The following is a 15,154-nucleotide window of genomic DNA, read 5'->3' as shown; positions in this document are numbered from 1 at the left end:
GCGCTATTGTAGCCCGATGGAACTTAAGAGGTACTCCTGGAAATGGGTCTGCAGCGGCAGCAGCGTCTGCTGGCTGCGGGCGATCATCGTGAAGTCGCGCTCGAAGTGGTGCGCCTTGATCGCGATCTCGAACAGGTGCCCTTCTTCCAGTTCCCTTCTGACAGAGATGCGCGGCAGAACGCTGAGATAATCGGGCTTGGCCAGCAGGAAGTTCTTGATCGACTCGATATGCTCCAGCTCCATCACCATATTGAGTTCCTGGTCGACGGGGCTGATCGCGTTGAGAAAGACGGCCCGGGTCCCGGAACCCTTTTCGCGCATGATCCACGGCCGTGACGCCAACTGGTCGATGAACCACGGCCCCCGCTCCGCCAGTGCCCTGTCGCTTGTGAGCACGACCAGCTCGTCGCGCATCAGCACCCGGCTCTCGACCTCTTCGAGGATCCCCTCCCCCTCGATAAACCCGATATCGACCTCCCCGGAGGTGACTTTGTGGATGACGTCGGCGGTGTTGGCGCTTTTGAGCGAGATACTGACATGTTCGTTCTGCTCCATATAGTTGCAGACCAGCGTCGGGATGAAGTACTCCGCGATCGTTACACTGGCCGCCAGGCGGAGCTCTCCGCGCAGCGAATCGCTGCGCATCTGATCGTAGAGGGCGTGCAGAGCGTCGACGTGCGGCTGGGCGCTGCGCATCAGCATCGCCCCCCGTCCGTTGAGCACCAGCCGTTTGCCGATCCGCTCGAACAGCGGGCCGTCGAGGAGCCGCTCGAGCTCCTTGATCGCCATCGAGACCGCCGACTGGCTCAGCCCGAACTTTTTGGCCGTGTCGATAATCTTTTCGCTCCGCCCCAGATCGAGAAAAAGTTCCAGCTGTTTCAGCGTATACATCTCACCCTCCTCCTGCACCTCTCTATGCCCCTATTTCCCGGAGGAAACACGATCCATTAAGTACAGTTTTATTGCACATTATATCATTTTGGTTTTATTTTTCTTAACTATATCTTTTTGATAAAATACGGACATAATTTTTATCAAACGATTTTATATCGTCTCAAGGTCCTAAAATCATGAAACGCAGATCTTTCCTTAAGGGCGCGCTGGCCGGTGCCGGCGTGACCGCGCTGGGCCCCGAAGCCTTCGCCGCGGGCCAACCCGTCGATAACCGCAAAATCTCCTCTATTCCGTTCCCGCAGAAACGGCCGATGATCACCTACTCTGACCGCCCGCCGCTGCTCGAATCGCCGCGCTACGTCTTTGCCCACCCGGTCACGCCGAACGACATGTTCTTCGTACGCTGGCATATGCCGGACATTCCGACGCACATCGACCTGGGAACCTTCCGCATCAAGGTCAACGGCCTCGTCGAGCGCGAACTCTCTCTCTCCGTCGACCAGCTGAAGCATGACTTCGAACCCGTCGAAGTCTATGCCGTCCTGCAGTGCGGCGGTAACAGCCGCTCCGCGTTCAAACCGACGGCCGGTGGTATCCAGTGGGGCAGCGGCGCCATGGGCTGCGCCCGCTGGAAAGGTGTCCGTCTGCGCGACATCCTTGAGCGTGCCGGTCTGAAAAAAGAGGCAGAGTGGGTCGGGTTCAACGGTTCCGAAACGGCCGCCTACTACGAAACCCCGAACTTTGTCCGCGAACTGCACCTCGAAGAGATCGGTGACCACGTCATCGTTGCCTATGAGATGAACGGCGAGGACCTGCCGTACCTCAACGGCTACCCGGTGCGCCTCGTCATCCCGGGCACCTACTCCGACAGCTGGGTCAAAATGCTGAGCAACCTGACCGTCACCAGCGACTACCAGCACCTCTTCTTTATGGACAAGGCGTACCGTGTGCCGGACAACGACTGCGAATGCCAGAAGCCGGGCGAGCACGTTCCGACCAAACCGATCACGAAGATGAACGTCAAATCCTTCATCGGCTACCCGACGAACGGCGAAACGCTCTACCATAACTCCTACGCGACGATCCGCGGAGTTGCCTTCGACTACGGCGCGGGCATCAAAGCGGTCATGCTCTCCTTCGACGACGGCAAAACATGGCAGGAGGCGACGCTGGGCGACGATCTGGGCCGTTACGCGTTCCGCGCCTTCACCTTCGACTTCAAGCCGAAAAAGTACGGTAAGCAGACCATCATGGCCAAGGCGATCAACCGCGCCGGCGAAGAGCAGCCGTATGCCAAAGATATCAAGTGGAACCACGGCGGTTACAAATTTAACGGAATCGACGTCGTTACCGTCGAAGTAGTCTAAGGAGAGCCTTTATGAAAAAAACAATCTTTGCCGCCCTGCTGAGCCTGGGTGCCCTTAATCTCCACGCCGCCCTGAACGAGGATGTCGAAGTCCCTTATGTCCCGTTTGAGATCAAAATGGGCAAACACTTCGACCTGGTCCAGGCCAACTGTCTGACCTGCCACTCTTTCGGCTACATCCTGAACCAGGGCAAACAGTCCCGGACCTTCTGGAAAGAGAAAGTCGAAAAGATGGTTGACGCGTTCAAAGCGCCGATCACCAAAGAAGATCAGGCCCTCATTACCGACTATCTCGCCGAGCAGTACGGTAACGGCCAGCCGTAAGGCCGGCCCCTCCGCTCCCCCTTCTCCTTCACACAAAAATTCACCTATCTTCCGTTACAATAGCGCTATGAACAAACAGCATCTCAAAGAACAGCTCGTCTCTTTTTCCCTCTCGATGTTCCGCAAAGAGTTCTTCAGTATCTACCACGGCAGCGTCTCTGCCAAATCCGACAACAGCCGTTTCATCATCAATACGAAAGACACCATCTTCGACCATATGAACGACTCGCAGCTGATCGAACTCTATTTCCAGAAAGATTACCGCTGGAACGAAGCCAGTATCGACGCGGCCATCCATCACAGCATCTACCGCCAGATCAGCGATGCGAAGTTCATCACCTTCTCGATGCCGCCCAATACGATGGCCTACAGCCTGCTTCACGAGGTGATCGAACCGCAGGACTATTTCGGGATCAAGGAGATGCCCCGCGTCGAGGTCTACGATCCCCGCTCTTTCGACCAGTGGTACGAGCGCGCCTCCACGGAGATTCCCAAACGGCTGATCAACTCCGATCTGGAACTGGTCGTCATCCGCGGCTACGGCATCTACGCCTACAACCGCGACCTGCATGAGATGGCCAAACAGCTGGCCGTGCTGGAAAAGAGCTGCCGGATCCTGATGCTCCGGCAAAGTATGTTGTCATAACGCTACAACGAGGTCACTGCCTCGTAAGCGGTGTCCATGACGTACGTCAGCTCCTCCGCATTAATAATGTAGGGGGGCATAAAGTAGATCACCGGCCCCAGCGGCCGGAGAAGAACCCCCCGCGCCAGCGCGAAGTCAAAGATCTTCAATCCGACGCGCTCGTCGGGAGCGTACCCCTCAAGCTCCACTGCGGCGACCATGCCCGTCTGGCGTACCGATTTCACGTTCGGCAACTTTTCAAAACGTTTGAGTCCCTCCGCCATCTGTTCCGACAACGCGCGGTTCGCTTCGATCACGTTATCCAGTTCGAAGATGTCCAACGTCGCGTTGGCCGCGGCACAGGCAAGGGCATTGCCCGTATAACTGTGCGAATGCAAGAACGCTTTATAAAGGTTGTAGTCGCAGTAGAACGCCTCGTATATTTTATCCGTTGTCATGGTGACGGAGAGCGGAAGGTAGCCGCCGGTCAACCCTTTTGAAAGGGTCATAAGATCCGGCGAAATTCCCGCCTGTTCGCAGGCGAACATCGTTCCGGTTCGTCCGAATCCTGTCATGATTTCGTCTGCAATTAACAATATGTCATACTGATCGCAAAGTTTTCGCGCCTCTTTCAGGTAGCGCGGATGGTACATATGCATGTTCCCAGCCCCCTGGATCAGCGGTTCGACAATGAGGGCTGCGACCTCTTCCGCACGGGCCTTTAGCAGGGTTTCGAGTTCCGCCGCCGCGGCCAGTGCTGCCGCCTCGCTCTGGTCGGCCGGGACCGGCGTCTGGATCGTTTGCAGCAGCAGCGGTCCGTAGGTCTCTTTGTAAAGCGACACGTCACCGACCGAGAGCGCCCCGATCGTCTCGCCATGATAACTGTTGGTCAGGGAGATGAACAGGGGGCGCTCTTTTCCGATATTCTTATAATAGTGATAGGCCATTTTCAGGGCGACCTCTATCGCACTCGAGCCGTTGTCCGCGTAAAAACAGCGCGTTAGCCCTTCGGGAGTCATGGCTGCCAGACGTTCGGAGAGACGGACAATGGGCTCATGGGTGAACCCCGCCAGGATAACGTGCTCTAACGTTTCGGCCTGGGTTTTGACCGCCGAAGAGATGATCGGGTTCGCGTGACCGAAAAGGTTGACCCACCAGCTGCTTACCGCATCGATGAAACGGTTGCCCTCAAAATCCTCGAGGTAGATGCCGTCCCCTTTTTTGATCGGCGTGAGCGGCAGAAATTCGTGATCTTTCATCTGGGTACACGGGTGCCAGATATGGCGCAGGTCCCTTTCGGAAATTTCGCGGTTCTTCATCTTGTACCCTCCAAAAGTAGAATTTTGAAAATCTTATCGAAAAATATTGAACTCACAGTGAAAAAAGGTTCGGAAAACAGGGGCTTTAAGGCAATTCTTAAGCTTTAACCTTATAAAATTGACAACTACGACGCAAGAAGGCAAACTATACAGATGATTACATGGATGCAACGACACCGAAAATACCTCGTCATTACGATCTGGATCTCCACGATCGCCTTTATCGGCGCCGGATTTGTCGGATGGGGGCAGTACAGCTACGGCGACAAATCGGGGGCCGTGGCCAAAGTCGGTGACGTCAGCATCACCAGCCGCGAACTTCAAAAAACCTATGCACAGCTTTTCAACCGCTACAGCCAGATCTTCCAGGGCAAATTCGACGAGGAGCAGGCGAAAAAGCTCGGCCTGGACAAACAGGCGTTACAGCAGCTCGTCAACCAGGCCCTGCTGGTGAACCTCGCTAACAGCTATAACCTCGAAACGACCGACAAAGAGGTGGCTACGGTGCTGCAGTCCCAGGAAGCCTTCATCGAGAACGGCGTTTTCAGCAAGGAGCTCTACCAGAAGGTCCTCAAACAGAACCGTTTGACCCCTGTTGACTACGAAGCGGACATCCGCCGTGCCCTGTTGATCCAGAAACTCTTCGCCCTCTTCCCTGCCCAGGCGAACGGCATCGAAACATCAGCCTTCGAGACCGCCCTGGGTATCGGGGACAAATTCGAATACAAAGTGCTTGACGGCGCCATGGTCAGCATCGACACCTCCGACGCAGCCCTCAGAACGTTCTGGGAGGGCCACAAGCTCGACTACATGACGCCGCGGGCGTTCAAGATCGCCTACATCACCCAAGACGCCGTCGAAGCCGGCGCCGGAGAGGAAGAGCTGCAGTCGTACTACGATGCGCACAAATACGACTTCGTCGGACCGGACGGAAAGATCCTCGCGTTTGACAACGCCAAGAGCGCCGTGGTCGCCGCCGTCAACGACAAAGCCACCAACAAAGAAGCGCTGAAGACCTACATCGCCTACAAGAAAGAGAAGCTTGACGCCGACGTGAAGATCGTTGAGACAACCGTCCGTGAAGGCGACAACAGCTTCAGCGCGGAGACGATGCAGGCCATCGCTTCCGCCGACGCGGCCAGCCCCTACCTGAAACCGAAAAAAGAGCACGGGGCGTACCTGATCATCAAACGCCTGGAGACCGTCGAACCGATGCCCAAGAGCTTCGAAGCGGCGGAAGCCGACGTCCTCGCCGCCTACACCCGCCAGATGCGCGCCGAAAAGCTGACGGAACTGGCGACCTCCTCCCTGAACTCCTTCCGCGGTACCACGACCGATGGATACCTCAAGCGCGATGCGACGTCCGGTGTACAGGGGCTGGATGAAAAAGAGACGCAGGCCCTGCTGACCAGCCTCTTCCGCTCACGTAAAGCCGAAAGCATGGCACAGCTTCCGGATGGAAAGATCGTCCTCTACCGCATTCTCGACCAGCAGATCGACCCCGTTGCCGATGCGAATGCGGACCAGGCGGTCGCACAGACAAAAGAGACCCTTTTCAGCCAGTCCCTGATCACCGCCCTCGCCGAGCGGTATGAGACGAAAATCTTCCTTCAAGGATTCGGCCAGTGAAAAAAAGCATCCTCGCGATCGATATAGGCTCCAGCAAAATCTGCGCCATCATCGCGGAGATCTCCCCTGAGGGTACGATTCAGATCTCGGGGGCCGGCATCGTCCGTTCCCAGGGGATCAAAAAGGGATCCATCACTAACATCGAGCTCGCCTCCAAGGCGATCAAAGCCGCCTTGGCGGACGCCAGACGCGTCGCCGGCACTGAAATCAAACGGGCGATCGTCTCCATCTCGGGCGCCTATACAAAGAGCCTGAACTCCAGCGGGATCGTCAATATCCCCAACCGGGAGATCACCTTCAAAGAGATCAGCCGTGTCATGCACACGTCGCTGTACAACGCCAATATTCCCAACGAATACGAAGTGCTGCATACACTGCCGTACAATTTTATCGTCGACGACCAGGAGTTCATCGAGGATCCACTGGGGATGAATGCGTCGCGCCTGGAGGTCGAGACCCATATCATCACGACGCAGAAGTCCAACCTCAACAACCTCAAGAAAGCCGTTCGCGGCGCGGGCGTCGAGGTGGATACCGTCGTCCTCAACGGCTACGCTTCCGCCATTGCCGTGCTCAACGAGGATGAGAAGGAACTCGGTGCCGCCGTGATCGACATGGGCGGCCACACCTGCGACACCGTGATCCACTCCGGGACCGCGATCCGCTACAACGATTTCCTCGGTGTCGGTTCGCACCACATCACCAGCGACCTCTCCATGGCGCTGCACACGCCGCTCAACATCGCCGAGAGCGTCAAGATCAAGTACGGATCGCTCAGTGCGCCGAGCGATGACCTGATCGAGCTGCCGATTATCGGCGACGAGGAGTCCTCCCACGAGGTCTCCCTCGGCGTGGTACACAACGTTATCTATGCCAGGGTCGAGGAGACCCTGATGATCCTCGCCCAGTCCATTGACAAGAGCGGGCTCAAAGATCAGCTGGGGGCCGGGGTCGTCCTGACGGGCGGCTTTACCAAACTCGACGGCCTCCGCGATCTTGCCGTTGCCATTTTCGACAATGTGCCGGTCCGCCTCGCCAAGCCGTGTAACGTCGAAGGACTCTTCGACGCCCTCAAAGAGCCGGCGACGGCGACAGCGGTCGGGCTTATCAAATATGCGGCGGGAGGCTATGCGCCTTACGAAATCGATGTGAACCGCCAGGTACGTTACCGTAATGAAGAACCGATGGAGAAGCCTGACCTGACTGAACCTTCCGTTCAGGAGCCGGCAGAGGAAGAGATTCCGCTGCCCCCCTCCGAGGAAGCAGGCACGATCAGGATCAAGTCCTTTGACGCAAGAAAAAGTGCTGACAAAGCCGCAGGCTTCGGCAGCAAGTTTTGGAACTGGATTACACAGTTATTTTAACAGGGGAGTGATAGATGGGATCTGACAATATGTTCAAAATCGAAGAGACGACGGCCAATAACGGTGCGCGTATCGTAGCCATCGGCGTCGGCGGCGGCGGCGGCAATATGATCGGTCATATGATCAACGAAGGGGTCGACGGCATCGAAATGGTCGTTGCCAATACCGATGCCCAGGTGCTTCAGACCTCCTTTGCCCCGGTCAAAATCCAGATGGGCAGCCGTCTGACGAAAGGGCTCGGTGCCGGGATGAAACCGAGCGTCGGCAAAGATTCCGCCATCGAGAACTATGACGACATCCGCAGTGCCATCGAAGGGGCCGATATCGTCTTTATCGCCGCCGGCCTCGGCGGCGGCACCGGTACCGGCGCGGCGCCGGTCATCGCCCAGATCGCACGCGACGTCGGTGCCCTGACCATCTCCGTCGTCACGAAACCCTTTGCCTTCGAGGGGCGCAAACGCCTCAAACTGGCGGAACAGGGACTGGCAGAGCTGAAAAAAGAGAGTGATTCCATCGTCGTCATCCCCAATGACAAACTCCTCTCCATCATCGACAAGAACCTGGGGCTCAAAGAGTCTTTCAAGATTGTCGATGCCGTCCTGGCCCAGGCGGTCAGCGGGACGTCCGGCGTGATCCTCTCTTCGGGCGACAACGACATCAACCTCGACTTCGCCGACCTCAAAACGGTCATGTGCCACCACGGTATGGCGCTGATGGGCGTGGGCGAGCACCAGGGCGACAATGCCGCTTATGAAGCGATCCGCGCCGCAATCGAATCGCCGCTGCTCGACAACATGAGCATCAACGGCGCCATGGGCGTTCTCGTCCACTTCACGATGCACCCCGACTTCCCGATGATCTCCATCGGGGAAGCGATGGGTGTCGTCGAAGAGAGCGCGGACGAAAATGCCGATGTCATCTTCGGGACGACGACGGATGCCACGCTGGCGATCGACTATATCAAGATCACCCTCGTTGCCACGGGTTTTGACCATGAGGAGGCCCCGAAAAAGGCCCCCTCCATCAATAACGACTCCTACGATGCTCCGGCACAGGAGACCCCGGCGGCCAGCCGTACTGTGAGCCGTCCGAGAATGGTCGTCGGCGGCGATCTGAGTGATGACTACCTCGACGTGCCGACCTACATGCGCCAGCAAAAAGACTGACGCACCCGCTAATGCCCCCCTATGAGAGCGTTCTGAAGGCCAAGACCCTGCTGGGCCTTCATGACAAGGCGACCCTCCCCGAAATCAAAACGCGCTATAAAAACCTGATGCACCGTTGGCACCCGGACAAGCACCCGGATGACCCCGATACGGCGAACACCATGAGCGCGCGAATCAACGACGCCTATAAAATACTGCTGGAATTTGTCAAACATTACGAATACCGCCTGGACGAACCCTACCTCAAAGAGACCTGCCTCACGCCGCAGGAGTGGTGGGAACGGAAGTTCGGCGGACGCTAGTTAAGGAACAATCATGTTGAGAAACGACGACCTTGCCCGCCTGCTGCTGCGCCTTGCCCTCGGTACCCTTATGCTGTTTCACGGCATTCATAAACTGCTGCACGGCATTGCCCATATCCAGGGCATGCTGCAGGCCCACGGCCTGCCCGGCTGGTTCGGTTACGGCGTCTTTATCGGGGAGGTGATCGCCCCGGTGATGATTATTCTCGGATTGTATGCGCGGATCGGTGCGGCGCTGATGGCCGCGAATATGCTGGTGGCCGTGGCACTTGTCGGCGGGCTCTTCCCGCTGCAGCTGAGCAAAACCGGCGGCCCGGTCAGCGAGATGGCGCTACTCTATCTCTTTGCCGCCCTCGCCCTCTTCTTTTCCGGGCCCGGGAAATACGGCATCAATCGCTCCTAGAGGGGCGACCTCCCGTTACATTAGACCTTTCCGGCAGACGGCAGAAACATCAGCTGCATCCGACGCACAAAAAGGACGATCAGCGCGACGGCCAGCAGCTTGAAATCCAGTTCACTGGCACTGTGCAGCGAGGCGAAGGCTTCGCTCGCCGTGGCATCCGCCCCCTCGGCCTGCATGGAGAGAATCTTCGGAACGTAGACCGCCGCGAACATCAGCAGGGTTGCCACCGCGAGCAGCGCGCTCATAATGGCCCACTTGTCACGACGCTGGCGGCGGTATTCGTTTCCTTCAAAGGCGAGGATGATCACGGCCATCGCATAGGCCCAGAAACTGAAACGGCGGAAGATCTCGCCCATCAGCATTCCCTCTTCGTAACGGCCCAGCAGCTCCGTCGGCAGGATCGATGCCGAGTGGAAGATCACCGCGGCGACAACGATGCCCAGAATCAAAACCGCTCCCAGCGTGGCGGCAACGGTCATAAGATAGAGCGTGACGCTCCACTGTTTGGTATTCATGTTTCATCCTTTCGTGTCATTACGAACCCGCGGTCGAGTCCCGCAAGATCTTTGTAAAAATCGATCGTATACCCCTTCGGGACGATCGCCGAGACGGCTTCGCGCTGATCATACCCCATTTCGCAACAGAACAGGGGAATCTTCCGCTCGGCGACCGCGTCGATCAGTCGAACGATAATGTCCATCCCCGTCACACCGCCGAACAGCGCCAGGTCAGGCTCATAATCGAGGTTGCGTTCGAGTGCGGCATCCTCGGCGACATAGGGCGGGTTGGAGACCAGAACGTCAATGTTCTCCGGAACGCCTGCGAGCAGATCGCTCTGCCGCAGCTCGATCCGCTCCTGGAGGCCGAAATCCGCGACGTTTTTGGCCGCCACGCCCAGCGCCTCCTCGCTGATATCGACGCCGATCATCTGTGCCTGTTCAAGATGCAGCGCCAGGGTCACGCTGACCGCGCCGCTCCCTACCCCCACCTCGCAGAGCGTCATCTCAGCGGCAGGGTCGACCGCTTCCAGGACGCGGTCGATTAGAAGCTCCGTTTCCGGCCGCGGGATCAAAGCCCCCGGGGCGATATAGAAGAGCTGCGAATAGAAGCTGACGCGGTTGAAGATATATTCGAGGGGTTCATGGGCCTTGCGACGCGCCACCCACTCCCAGAGCCTTTCGTCGCAGGAGAGCGGCTCGTCCTGGTGGGTGATCAGCCAAAGGCCGTCGCGCCCCAGGTACTCCATCAGCATCCGTTCCGCCTCCCGCCGCGGACGCTCCGCACTCACGGCGATCTCGGCGGCGATCACATCGAGGCACTCCCGCAGCGTCCGCACGCGTTCACCCATCAAGAACGCACACCTTCGTTATCGAGTTCGCGCTCCACGCTGTCCGCGTCGCATTCGGAGCGCATCGCACCTTTGCCGCTGCCCCGCTCCTCGAATCCAAGCGCCCGCAGGCGTTCGATCACCGGCGGATGGGTATAGTAGAAGAAGATATAGAGCGGATGCGAAAGGGGGAAGGAGCGGTTCTCCGTTACCAGTTTGCGCAGGGCGTTTGCGAGGTAGAGCTTGCCGACGAGCTCCCCGCCGCTGCGGTCCGCTTCGTACTCGTTATGTCGGCTTATCACGCCCATTAGCGGCATAATGAAGAAGCTGACCAGCGGCATGAAGAGCAAGAAGAGTATCACCGTCACTGCAGGCGTATTGCCGATGCCCAGCTGCACGAAGAGCGATTCGGGCAGGTTGCCGAAAAGGGCGAGCATGCCAAAAAGCATCCCGCCGACGACCGCGATGTTCTTGTAGAGGTCGCCGTGGGCGAAGTGGCCCAGTTCATGCCCCAGTACCGCAAGCAGTTCGCGCGCTTCGAGCTTTTCGAGCAGCGTGTCGTAGAGGACGACGCGCTTGCTCTTGCCCAGGCCGCCGAAGTAGGCGTTGAGACGGGTATCGCGTTTGCTGGCATCGCTGACAAAGACCCCGCTACTGACAAAGCCCGTCTTCTTCATCAAGGCGTCGATCTCTTCTGAGAGCTCCGCATCCTCGAGCGGTGTCAGCTTGTCGAAGAAGAGTGCCCGCAGTGTCGGGAAAAGCATATTGAGCGCAACGACGACGGCGAAGAGGAAGAGGAAGCTCCAGAACCACCACAGCGGCGCCCATGCGATGATCGCCGTCACGCCCCAGATGACCGCCCCGCCGAGCAGGGCCACCAGAAACAGCGTGATCAGCGTGTCTTTGATGTAGAGGCCGACGCTGGTACGGTTGAAGCCGAACTTCGCATCAAGGACAAATTTCTCGTAGAGCGACAGCGGCAGTTCCACCAGGGTATTGATCAGCAAAAACGCCAGGACCATGACGATGCTTTTGAAAGGCGCGTCCATCCCGCCCATTACCGCGTCCAGCCAGCGGATCCCGCCGTCGAGCCAGACAAGGAACATGATGTATTCGATCAGCATTCCCGTCATCTGCAGCTTCTCTTTTGCCACGGCATAGTTGCCGGCCTTGAGATAATCCGCACTCCCCATGAGCACCGGAGCCATCCGCTTGGCGCGGTTGATAAACCCGACCTGCATGACGCTGATGTAGAGTTTGATAATGAAATAGAGGCTGATCATAACCATCAGTGCTGTTACCATAGAAATACCTTGTGAAAGCGTGTCGGATATTGTAGCATCGCGACCCTAAAACGGGTCAGCGACGGGCAAAGAAGTTCAGCGGTTGAAGGGAACGGCGGTGATGCCGTCATGGACCGGCAGCCTGTCATGTACCTCTCCGACGTAGCTGTTGGAGACGATGACATAGAGCGCACCGAGCAGGAGTCCCGTGAGCAGGACGGCCCGCACTACCCGTTTTTTCTCACCTTTGAGTCCGTTATAATCGCCGATGCCCTGGAGTGTCGGTTCATTCATAACCTATCCTTTTAATTTTTATTTGCTACAATCATACTTTTTATTCATGATGATCCCGTCTGTTTTCAGGATTAAAATGACGATTTAAGTCTATTTTTTTATTTATTTTATCGTCAATACCGTTTTCGATGCGCCAACTGCTATAATCATGCCATGAAAACCGATATCCCACTGCTTGAACCGACGCCCGAACCCACCAAACCGCTCTGCCGCACGGCAGCATGGCTGCTGGGGTGGCTCTTCTCCTACGGCACCTATCTCCTCGCGGTGGCGGTCTGGCTCCTGTATGACTGGTTCTATGCCATCGGTGCCCTGCTCTTCGGATTCGTCGCTTTCGGTATCCTCCGCGCCAAGATCCGGAATATCTCCATTCCCCCCGCCCAGCAGGAGTACCAGTACACCGATCAGGCCATCGCAAAATGGTTCGTCGTCCGGCGTATGCTCTGCGATCTCTGACCTCCCGCCTCCACCCTTTTTAGCCCCTCAACAACGTGCAGCCATCCTCTCTGCTGTAGACGGGTTTATCCTTTATTAATAAATCATGAATAATAATGGGTTTATGTTATTAAAAAAGGAGTGACGATGGCACTGCGTATCGATACCCACCTGCTGACCGGCGACCTGTTCGGCCGAGAGGTCGTTTTCGACCCCTGCGACAACAAAGACAGCGGCCCCTATGCGGCGGGTCTGCCCGACACCGTCGTCATTCACTTCACCGCCGGCCCGACCCTCGCCTCCGCCGTCAATACGTTCAAAAACCCCGATGTCGAAGCCTCGGCCCATCTCATCATCGATCGCGACGGCACAGTTGTGCAGATGGTCGACTTCGGGCGAATCGCCTGGCACGCGGGCACGAGCCGCTGGCAGGAACGCAGCGGGCTCAACCGCTATGCCATCGGTATCGAGCTCGTCAATGCCGGCGAGCTCACCCCCTCGGGTGACAGCTACCTCGCCTGGTTCGGCCGGCGCTACGAAGAGGCGGACGTCATCCGGGCCATCCACCGGAACCAGACGGAACCCTCTTACTGGCACACCTATACGGCCGAACAGATCGAGGCATGTTTCGAGATATGCCGGGTACTGAAGGGGCACTATCCCATCCAGACGATCCTCGGCCACGAAGAGATCGCCCCCGAACGCAAGATCGACCCCGGCCCGGCCTTCCCGCTGGAGCGGCTGCGCGACAGGGTTCTGACGGGACGCCATGCCGATGCGGAGCCGACGGATGAGCAGGAGGCTCCCGCCGCAAACGCAACGGTCACCGCCAGCCTCCTTAACGTCAGGTCCCAGCCCTCGGGAAGCGCCTCTTTGGCAGGCGATCCGATTGAGAAAGGGACCCGGGTGGAGCTGGTCGAGCGCAGCGGCGTGTGGCAGAAGGTCCGTATCTGCAGAGAGGGGTGGGTGCACAGCGACTACCTGCAGACAGAGACGCCCGTCGGCTGATATCACGAAAAAGAGACATTTTCCTGTTACAATAAGCGATCTAGTTTAGGAGCAAAAACAATGACATTTCCAACCAAATCACTTTCACTCATCCTTGCCGCCGCACTGATCGGCGGGTGTGCCAGCACCCAGCCCAATGCCGACGGCACGCAGCAGGACGAGTACGACAAGACCAAAAAAGGCGCCCTCATCGGTGCGGCCGTCGGTGCCATCGGCGGACTGCTGCTCGGCGGCAAGAACAAAGGCCAGGGCGCGCTGATCGGCGCGGCGGTCGGCGCAGCAGCCGGCGGCGGGATCGGTTATGCGATGGACCAGCAGGCCAAAGACGTCGCCAAATCTCTCAATACGACCGTCAGCCAGAGCGATGTCGGCGCGGACAACATCATCGTCACCCAGCATGAGACCTTTGTCAAAGTCACCTTTAAAAGCGCCATGATGTTCCCGACGAACTCCGATACGCCGACGTCAACGGCGCTGACAAAGATCGACCAGCTGACGACGGCACTGAAAAAATATCCCAGTTCCATCGTCCAGGTCGTCGGCCACACCGACCCGCGCGGTTCCTATGACTACAACCTGCAGCTCTCCGAGCGCCGGGCGCGCACCGTCGCCACGGCCATGGTAAACCAGGGACTGCCCAACGCCGTCTATGCCCGCGGCTGTTCCTTCGACAAACCGCTCGTTCCCAACAACAGCGAAGCCAATATGGCCCAAAACCGCCGCGTCGAGATCTTCTTGTACCAGACACAGGAGAACGTCGTCGACCAGTGCCTCTAGCATAGCACCGCTCGGTGCTTCAGGCACAACTTTCACCATTTCAGTCACCAAACGGCTACGGCATTGGCTATAATAATTTAACGACCATTTCCTCCCGGAAGGAGTCACCATGCCGAAACCTATTTTCAATGCGATCGAAGCCGGCGATGCAGCCGCCCTTGAACAGATTCTTGAGGCCGGCACCTCCCCCATCACGGAAAACGAAGCGGGCGTGCATCCGCTGACGCTTGTCGGCACGCTGATAGAGCGCGCCTTCGAAGCCGGGGAGTTTGACCGGGAAGATACCTTCAAACGGATGGCCGCCATGCTCATCGTGCACGGCGCCCCCGACGGCGACCTCGAGCACGCCCTGGGCGAGGTCAGCAACCTCCGCCGCTACACCTGCCGCTACATCATCGAACTTTCCATGAAACACAACACCCCCAAAACGGTCTCTGAGCTGATCACGGAAAAGTACCTCTGGTTCGAAAACGACGATCCAAAGACGGAGACGGCGTTTATGAACGCGGTTAAAAGCGGAGACCGGACCCTCGTCGACGCGATGTTCGAAGCGGGACACGTCAATTACGCCTTCGAGCAGTAGCTTCCTGCCCGCCACTTACGGCAGAGGGATACGCGGATACAACAACTGACTTTCA

Annotated in this window: 18 protein-coding genes; 12 read left to right on the top strand and 6 right to left on the bottom strand. The window is 57.7% G+C overall.

The window, feature by feature from the left end:
* Positions 1-3 precede the first annotated feature (3 nt).
* Positions 4-891, bottom strand: coding sequence for a LysR family transcriptional regulator (locus WCY31_RS04570; protein WP_345973353.1), 888 nt, complete (start codon positions 889-891; stop codon positions 4-6).
* A 179-nt stretch (positions 892-1,070) separates the two neighbouring features.
* Between WCY31_RS04570 and WCY31_RS04565 the strand changes: the two genes are divergently transcribed.
* The 3 genes from WCY31_RS04565 to WCY31_RS04555 all read left to right on the top strand — a co-directional run bounded on the left by WCY31_RS04565 (position 1,071) and on the right by WCY31_RS04555 (position 3,230).
* The gene (locus WCY31_RS04565; RefSeq protein WP_345971081.1) at positions 1,071-2,261 is read left to right on the top strand and encodes a molybdopterin-dependent oxidoreductase; all 1,191 of its coding nucleotides are present in this window, start codon (positions 1,071-1,073) and stop codon (positions 2,259-2,261) included.
* Between the two features lie 11 nt (positions 2,262-2,272).
* The gene (locus tag WCY31_RS04560; protein ID WP_345971080.1) at positions 2,273-2,584 is read left to right on the top strand and encodes a sulfite:cytochrome C oxidoreductase subunit B; all 312 of its coding nucleotides are present in this window, start codon (positions 2,273-2,275) and stop codon (positions 2,582-2,584) included.
* A 67-nt stretch (positions 2,585-2,651) separates the two neighbouring features.
* Positions 2,652-3,230 (top strand): class II aldolase and adducin N-terminal domain-containing protein, encoded by a 579-nt coding sequence (locus WCY31_RS04555; protein WP_231020831.1) that lies wholly within the window; start codon positions 2,652-2,654, stop codon positions 3,228-3,230.
* Between the two features lie 2 nt (positions 3,231-3,232).
* Here WCY31_RS04555 and WCY31_RS04550 read toward each other — a convergent pair whose 3' ends face one another.
* The gene (locus tag WCY31_RS04550) at positions 3,233-4,528 is read right to left on the bottom strand and encodes an adenosylmethionine--8-amino-7-oxononanoate transaminase (RefSeq protein WP_345971078.1); all 1,296 of its coding nucleotides are present in this window, start codon (positions 4,526-4,528) and stop codon (positions 3,233-3,235) included.
* A 153-nt stretch (positions 4,529-4,681) separates the two neighbouring features.
* Here WCY31_RS04550 and WCY31_RS04545 point away from each other — a divergent pair, with 153 nt between their 5' ends.
* The 5 genes from WCY31_RS04545 to WCY31_RS04525 are packed head-to-tail and all read left to right on the top strand — an operon-like array spanning position 4,682 to position 9,392.
* A complete protein-coding gene (locus tag WCY31_RS04545; RefSeq protein WP_345973352.1) occupies positions 4,682-6,157 on the top strand; it encodes a peptidylprolyl isomerase in 1,476 nt (491 codons plus the stop codon).
* The gene (gene ftsA / locus WCY31_RS04540) at positions 6,154-7,521 is read left to right on the top strand and encodes a cell division protein FtsA (RefSeq protein WP_345971075.1); all 1,368 of its coding nucleotides are present in this window, start codon (positions 6,154-6,156) and stop codon (positions 7,519-7,521) included. Before WCY31_RS04545 ends, ftsA begins: the two co-directional genes overlap by 4 nt.
* 14 nt (positions 7,522-7,535) lie before the next feature.
* On the top strand, positions 7,536-8,687 hold the full coding sequence (ftsZ, locus tag WCY31_RS04535; RefSeq protein ID WP_345971074.1) for a cell division protein FtsZ: 1,152 nt from the start codon (positions 7,536-7,538) through the stop codon (positions 8,685-8,687).
* Positions 8,688-8,698: 11 nt separating this feature from the next.
* Complete coding sequence (locus WCY31_RS04530) at positions 8,699-8,989, top strand: J domain-containing protein (protein WP_231020821.1); 291 nt, start codon at positions 8,699-8,701, stop codon at positions 8,987-8,989.
* Between the two features lie 13 nt (positions 8,990-9,002).
* Positions 9,003-9,392 (top strand): DoxX family protein, encoded by a 390-nt coding sequence (locus tag WCY31_RS04525; protein WP_345973350.1) that lies wholly within the window; start codon positions 9,003-9,005, stop codon positions 9,390-9,392.
* A 20-nt stretch (positions 9,393-9,412) separates the two neighbouring features.
* Here WCY31_RS04525 and WCY31_RS04520 read toward each other — a convergent pair whose 3' ends face one another.
* From WCY31_RS04520 to WCY31_RS04505, 4 genes are all read right to left on the bottom strand, one after another.
* The gene (locus WCY31_RS04520; protein WP_345973348.1) at positions 9,413-9,907 is read right to left on the bottom strand and encodes a DUF4149 domain-containing protein; all 495 of its coding nucleotides are present in this window, start codon (positions 9,905-9,907) and stop codon (positions 9,413-9,415) included.
* The gene (gene prmC / locus WCY31_RS04515) at positions 9,904-10,740 is read right to left on the bottom strand and encodes a peptide chain release factor N(5)-glutamine methyltransferase (RefSeq protein WP_345973346.1); all 837 of its coding nucleotides are present in this window, start codon (positions 10,738-10,740) and stop codon (positions 9,904-9,906) included. The genes WCY31_RS04520 and prmC overlap by 4 nt, the downstream gene beginning before the upstream one ends.
* A complete protein-coding gene (locus WCY31_RS04510; RefSeq protein ID WP_345973345.1) occupies positions 10,740-12,023 on the bottom strand; it encodes a M48 family metallopeptidase in 1,284 nt (427 codons plus the stop codon). The genes prmC and WCY31_RS04510 overlap by 1 nt, the downstream gene beginning before the upstream one ends.
* Positions 12,024-12,098: 75 nt before the next feature.
* Positions 12,099-12,296 carry a hypothetical protein gene (locus WCY31_RS04505; protein ID WP_345971069.1) on the bottom strand — a complete coding sequence of 66 codons (198 nt, stop codon included), beginning with the start codon at positions 12,294-12,296 and terminating at the stop codon, positions 12,099-12,101.
* Between the two features lie 153 nt (positions 12,297-12,449).
* Between WCY31_RS04505 and WCY31_RS04500 the strand changes: the two genes are divergently transcribed.
* The 4 genes from WCY31_RS04500 (at position 12,450) to WCY31_RS04485 (ending at position 15,099) form a co-directional block, all read left to right on the top strand.
* Positions 12,450-12,752 carry a hypothetical protein gene (locus WCY31_RS04500; protein WP_231020804.1) on the top strand — a complete coding sequence of 101 codons (303 nt, stop codon included), beginning with the start codon at positions 12,450-12,452 and terminating at the stop codon, positions 12,750-12,752.
* A gap of 126 nt (positions 12,753-12,878) precedes the next feature.
* Positions 12,879-13,739, top strand: a complete 861-nt coding sequence (locus WCY31_RS04495; RefSeq protein ID WP_345973343.1) for an N-acetylmuramoyl-L-alanine amidase — start codon at positions 12,879-12,881, stop codon at positions 13,737-13,739.
* 60 nt (positions 13,740-13,799) lie between these two features.
* Entirely contained in the window at positions 13,800-14,516 is a 717-nt protein-coding gene (locus WCY31_RS04490; RefSeq protein WP_345973341.1) for an OmpA family protein, read from the top strand.
* A 109-nt stretch (positions 14,517-14,625) separates the two neighbouring features.
* Positions 14,626-15,099, top strand: coding sequence for a hypothetical protein (locus WCY31_RS04485; RefSeq protein WP_345971065.1), 474 nt, complete (start codon positions 14,626-14,628; stop codon positions 15,097-15,099).
* The last annotated feature ends 55 nt before the right edge of the window (positions 15,100-15,154 follow it).

Source organism: Sulfurimonas sp. HSL3-1, from assembly GCF_039645995.1.
Lineage (GTDB): Bacteria > Campylobacterota > Campylobacteria > Campylobacterales > Sulfurimonadaceae > Thiomicrolovo > Thiomicrolovo diazotrophicus.
Note: the sequence above shows the minus strand (reverse complement) of the source record. Positions and strands in the feature narration are given on the sequence as shown.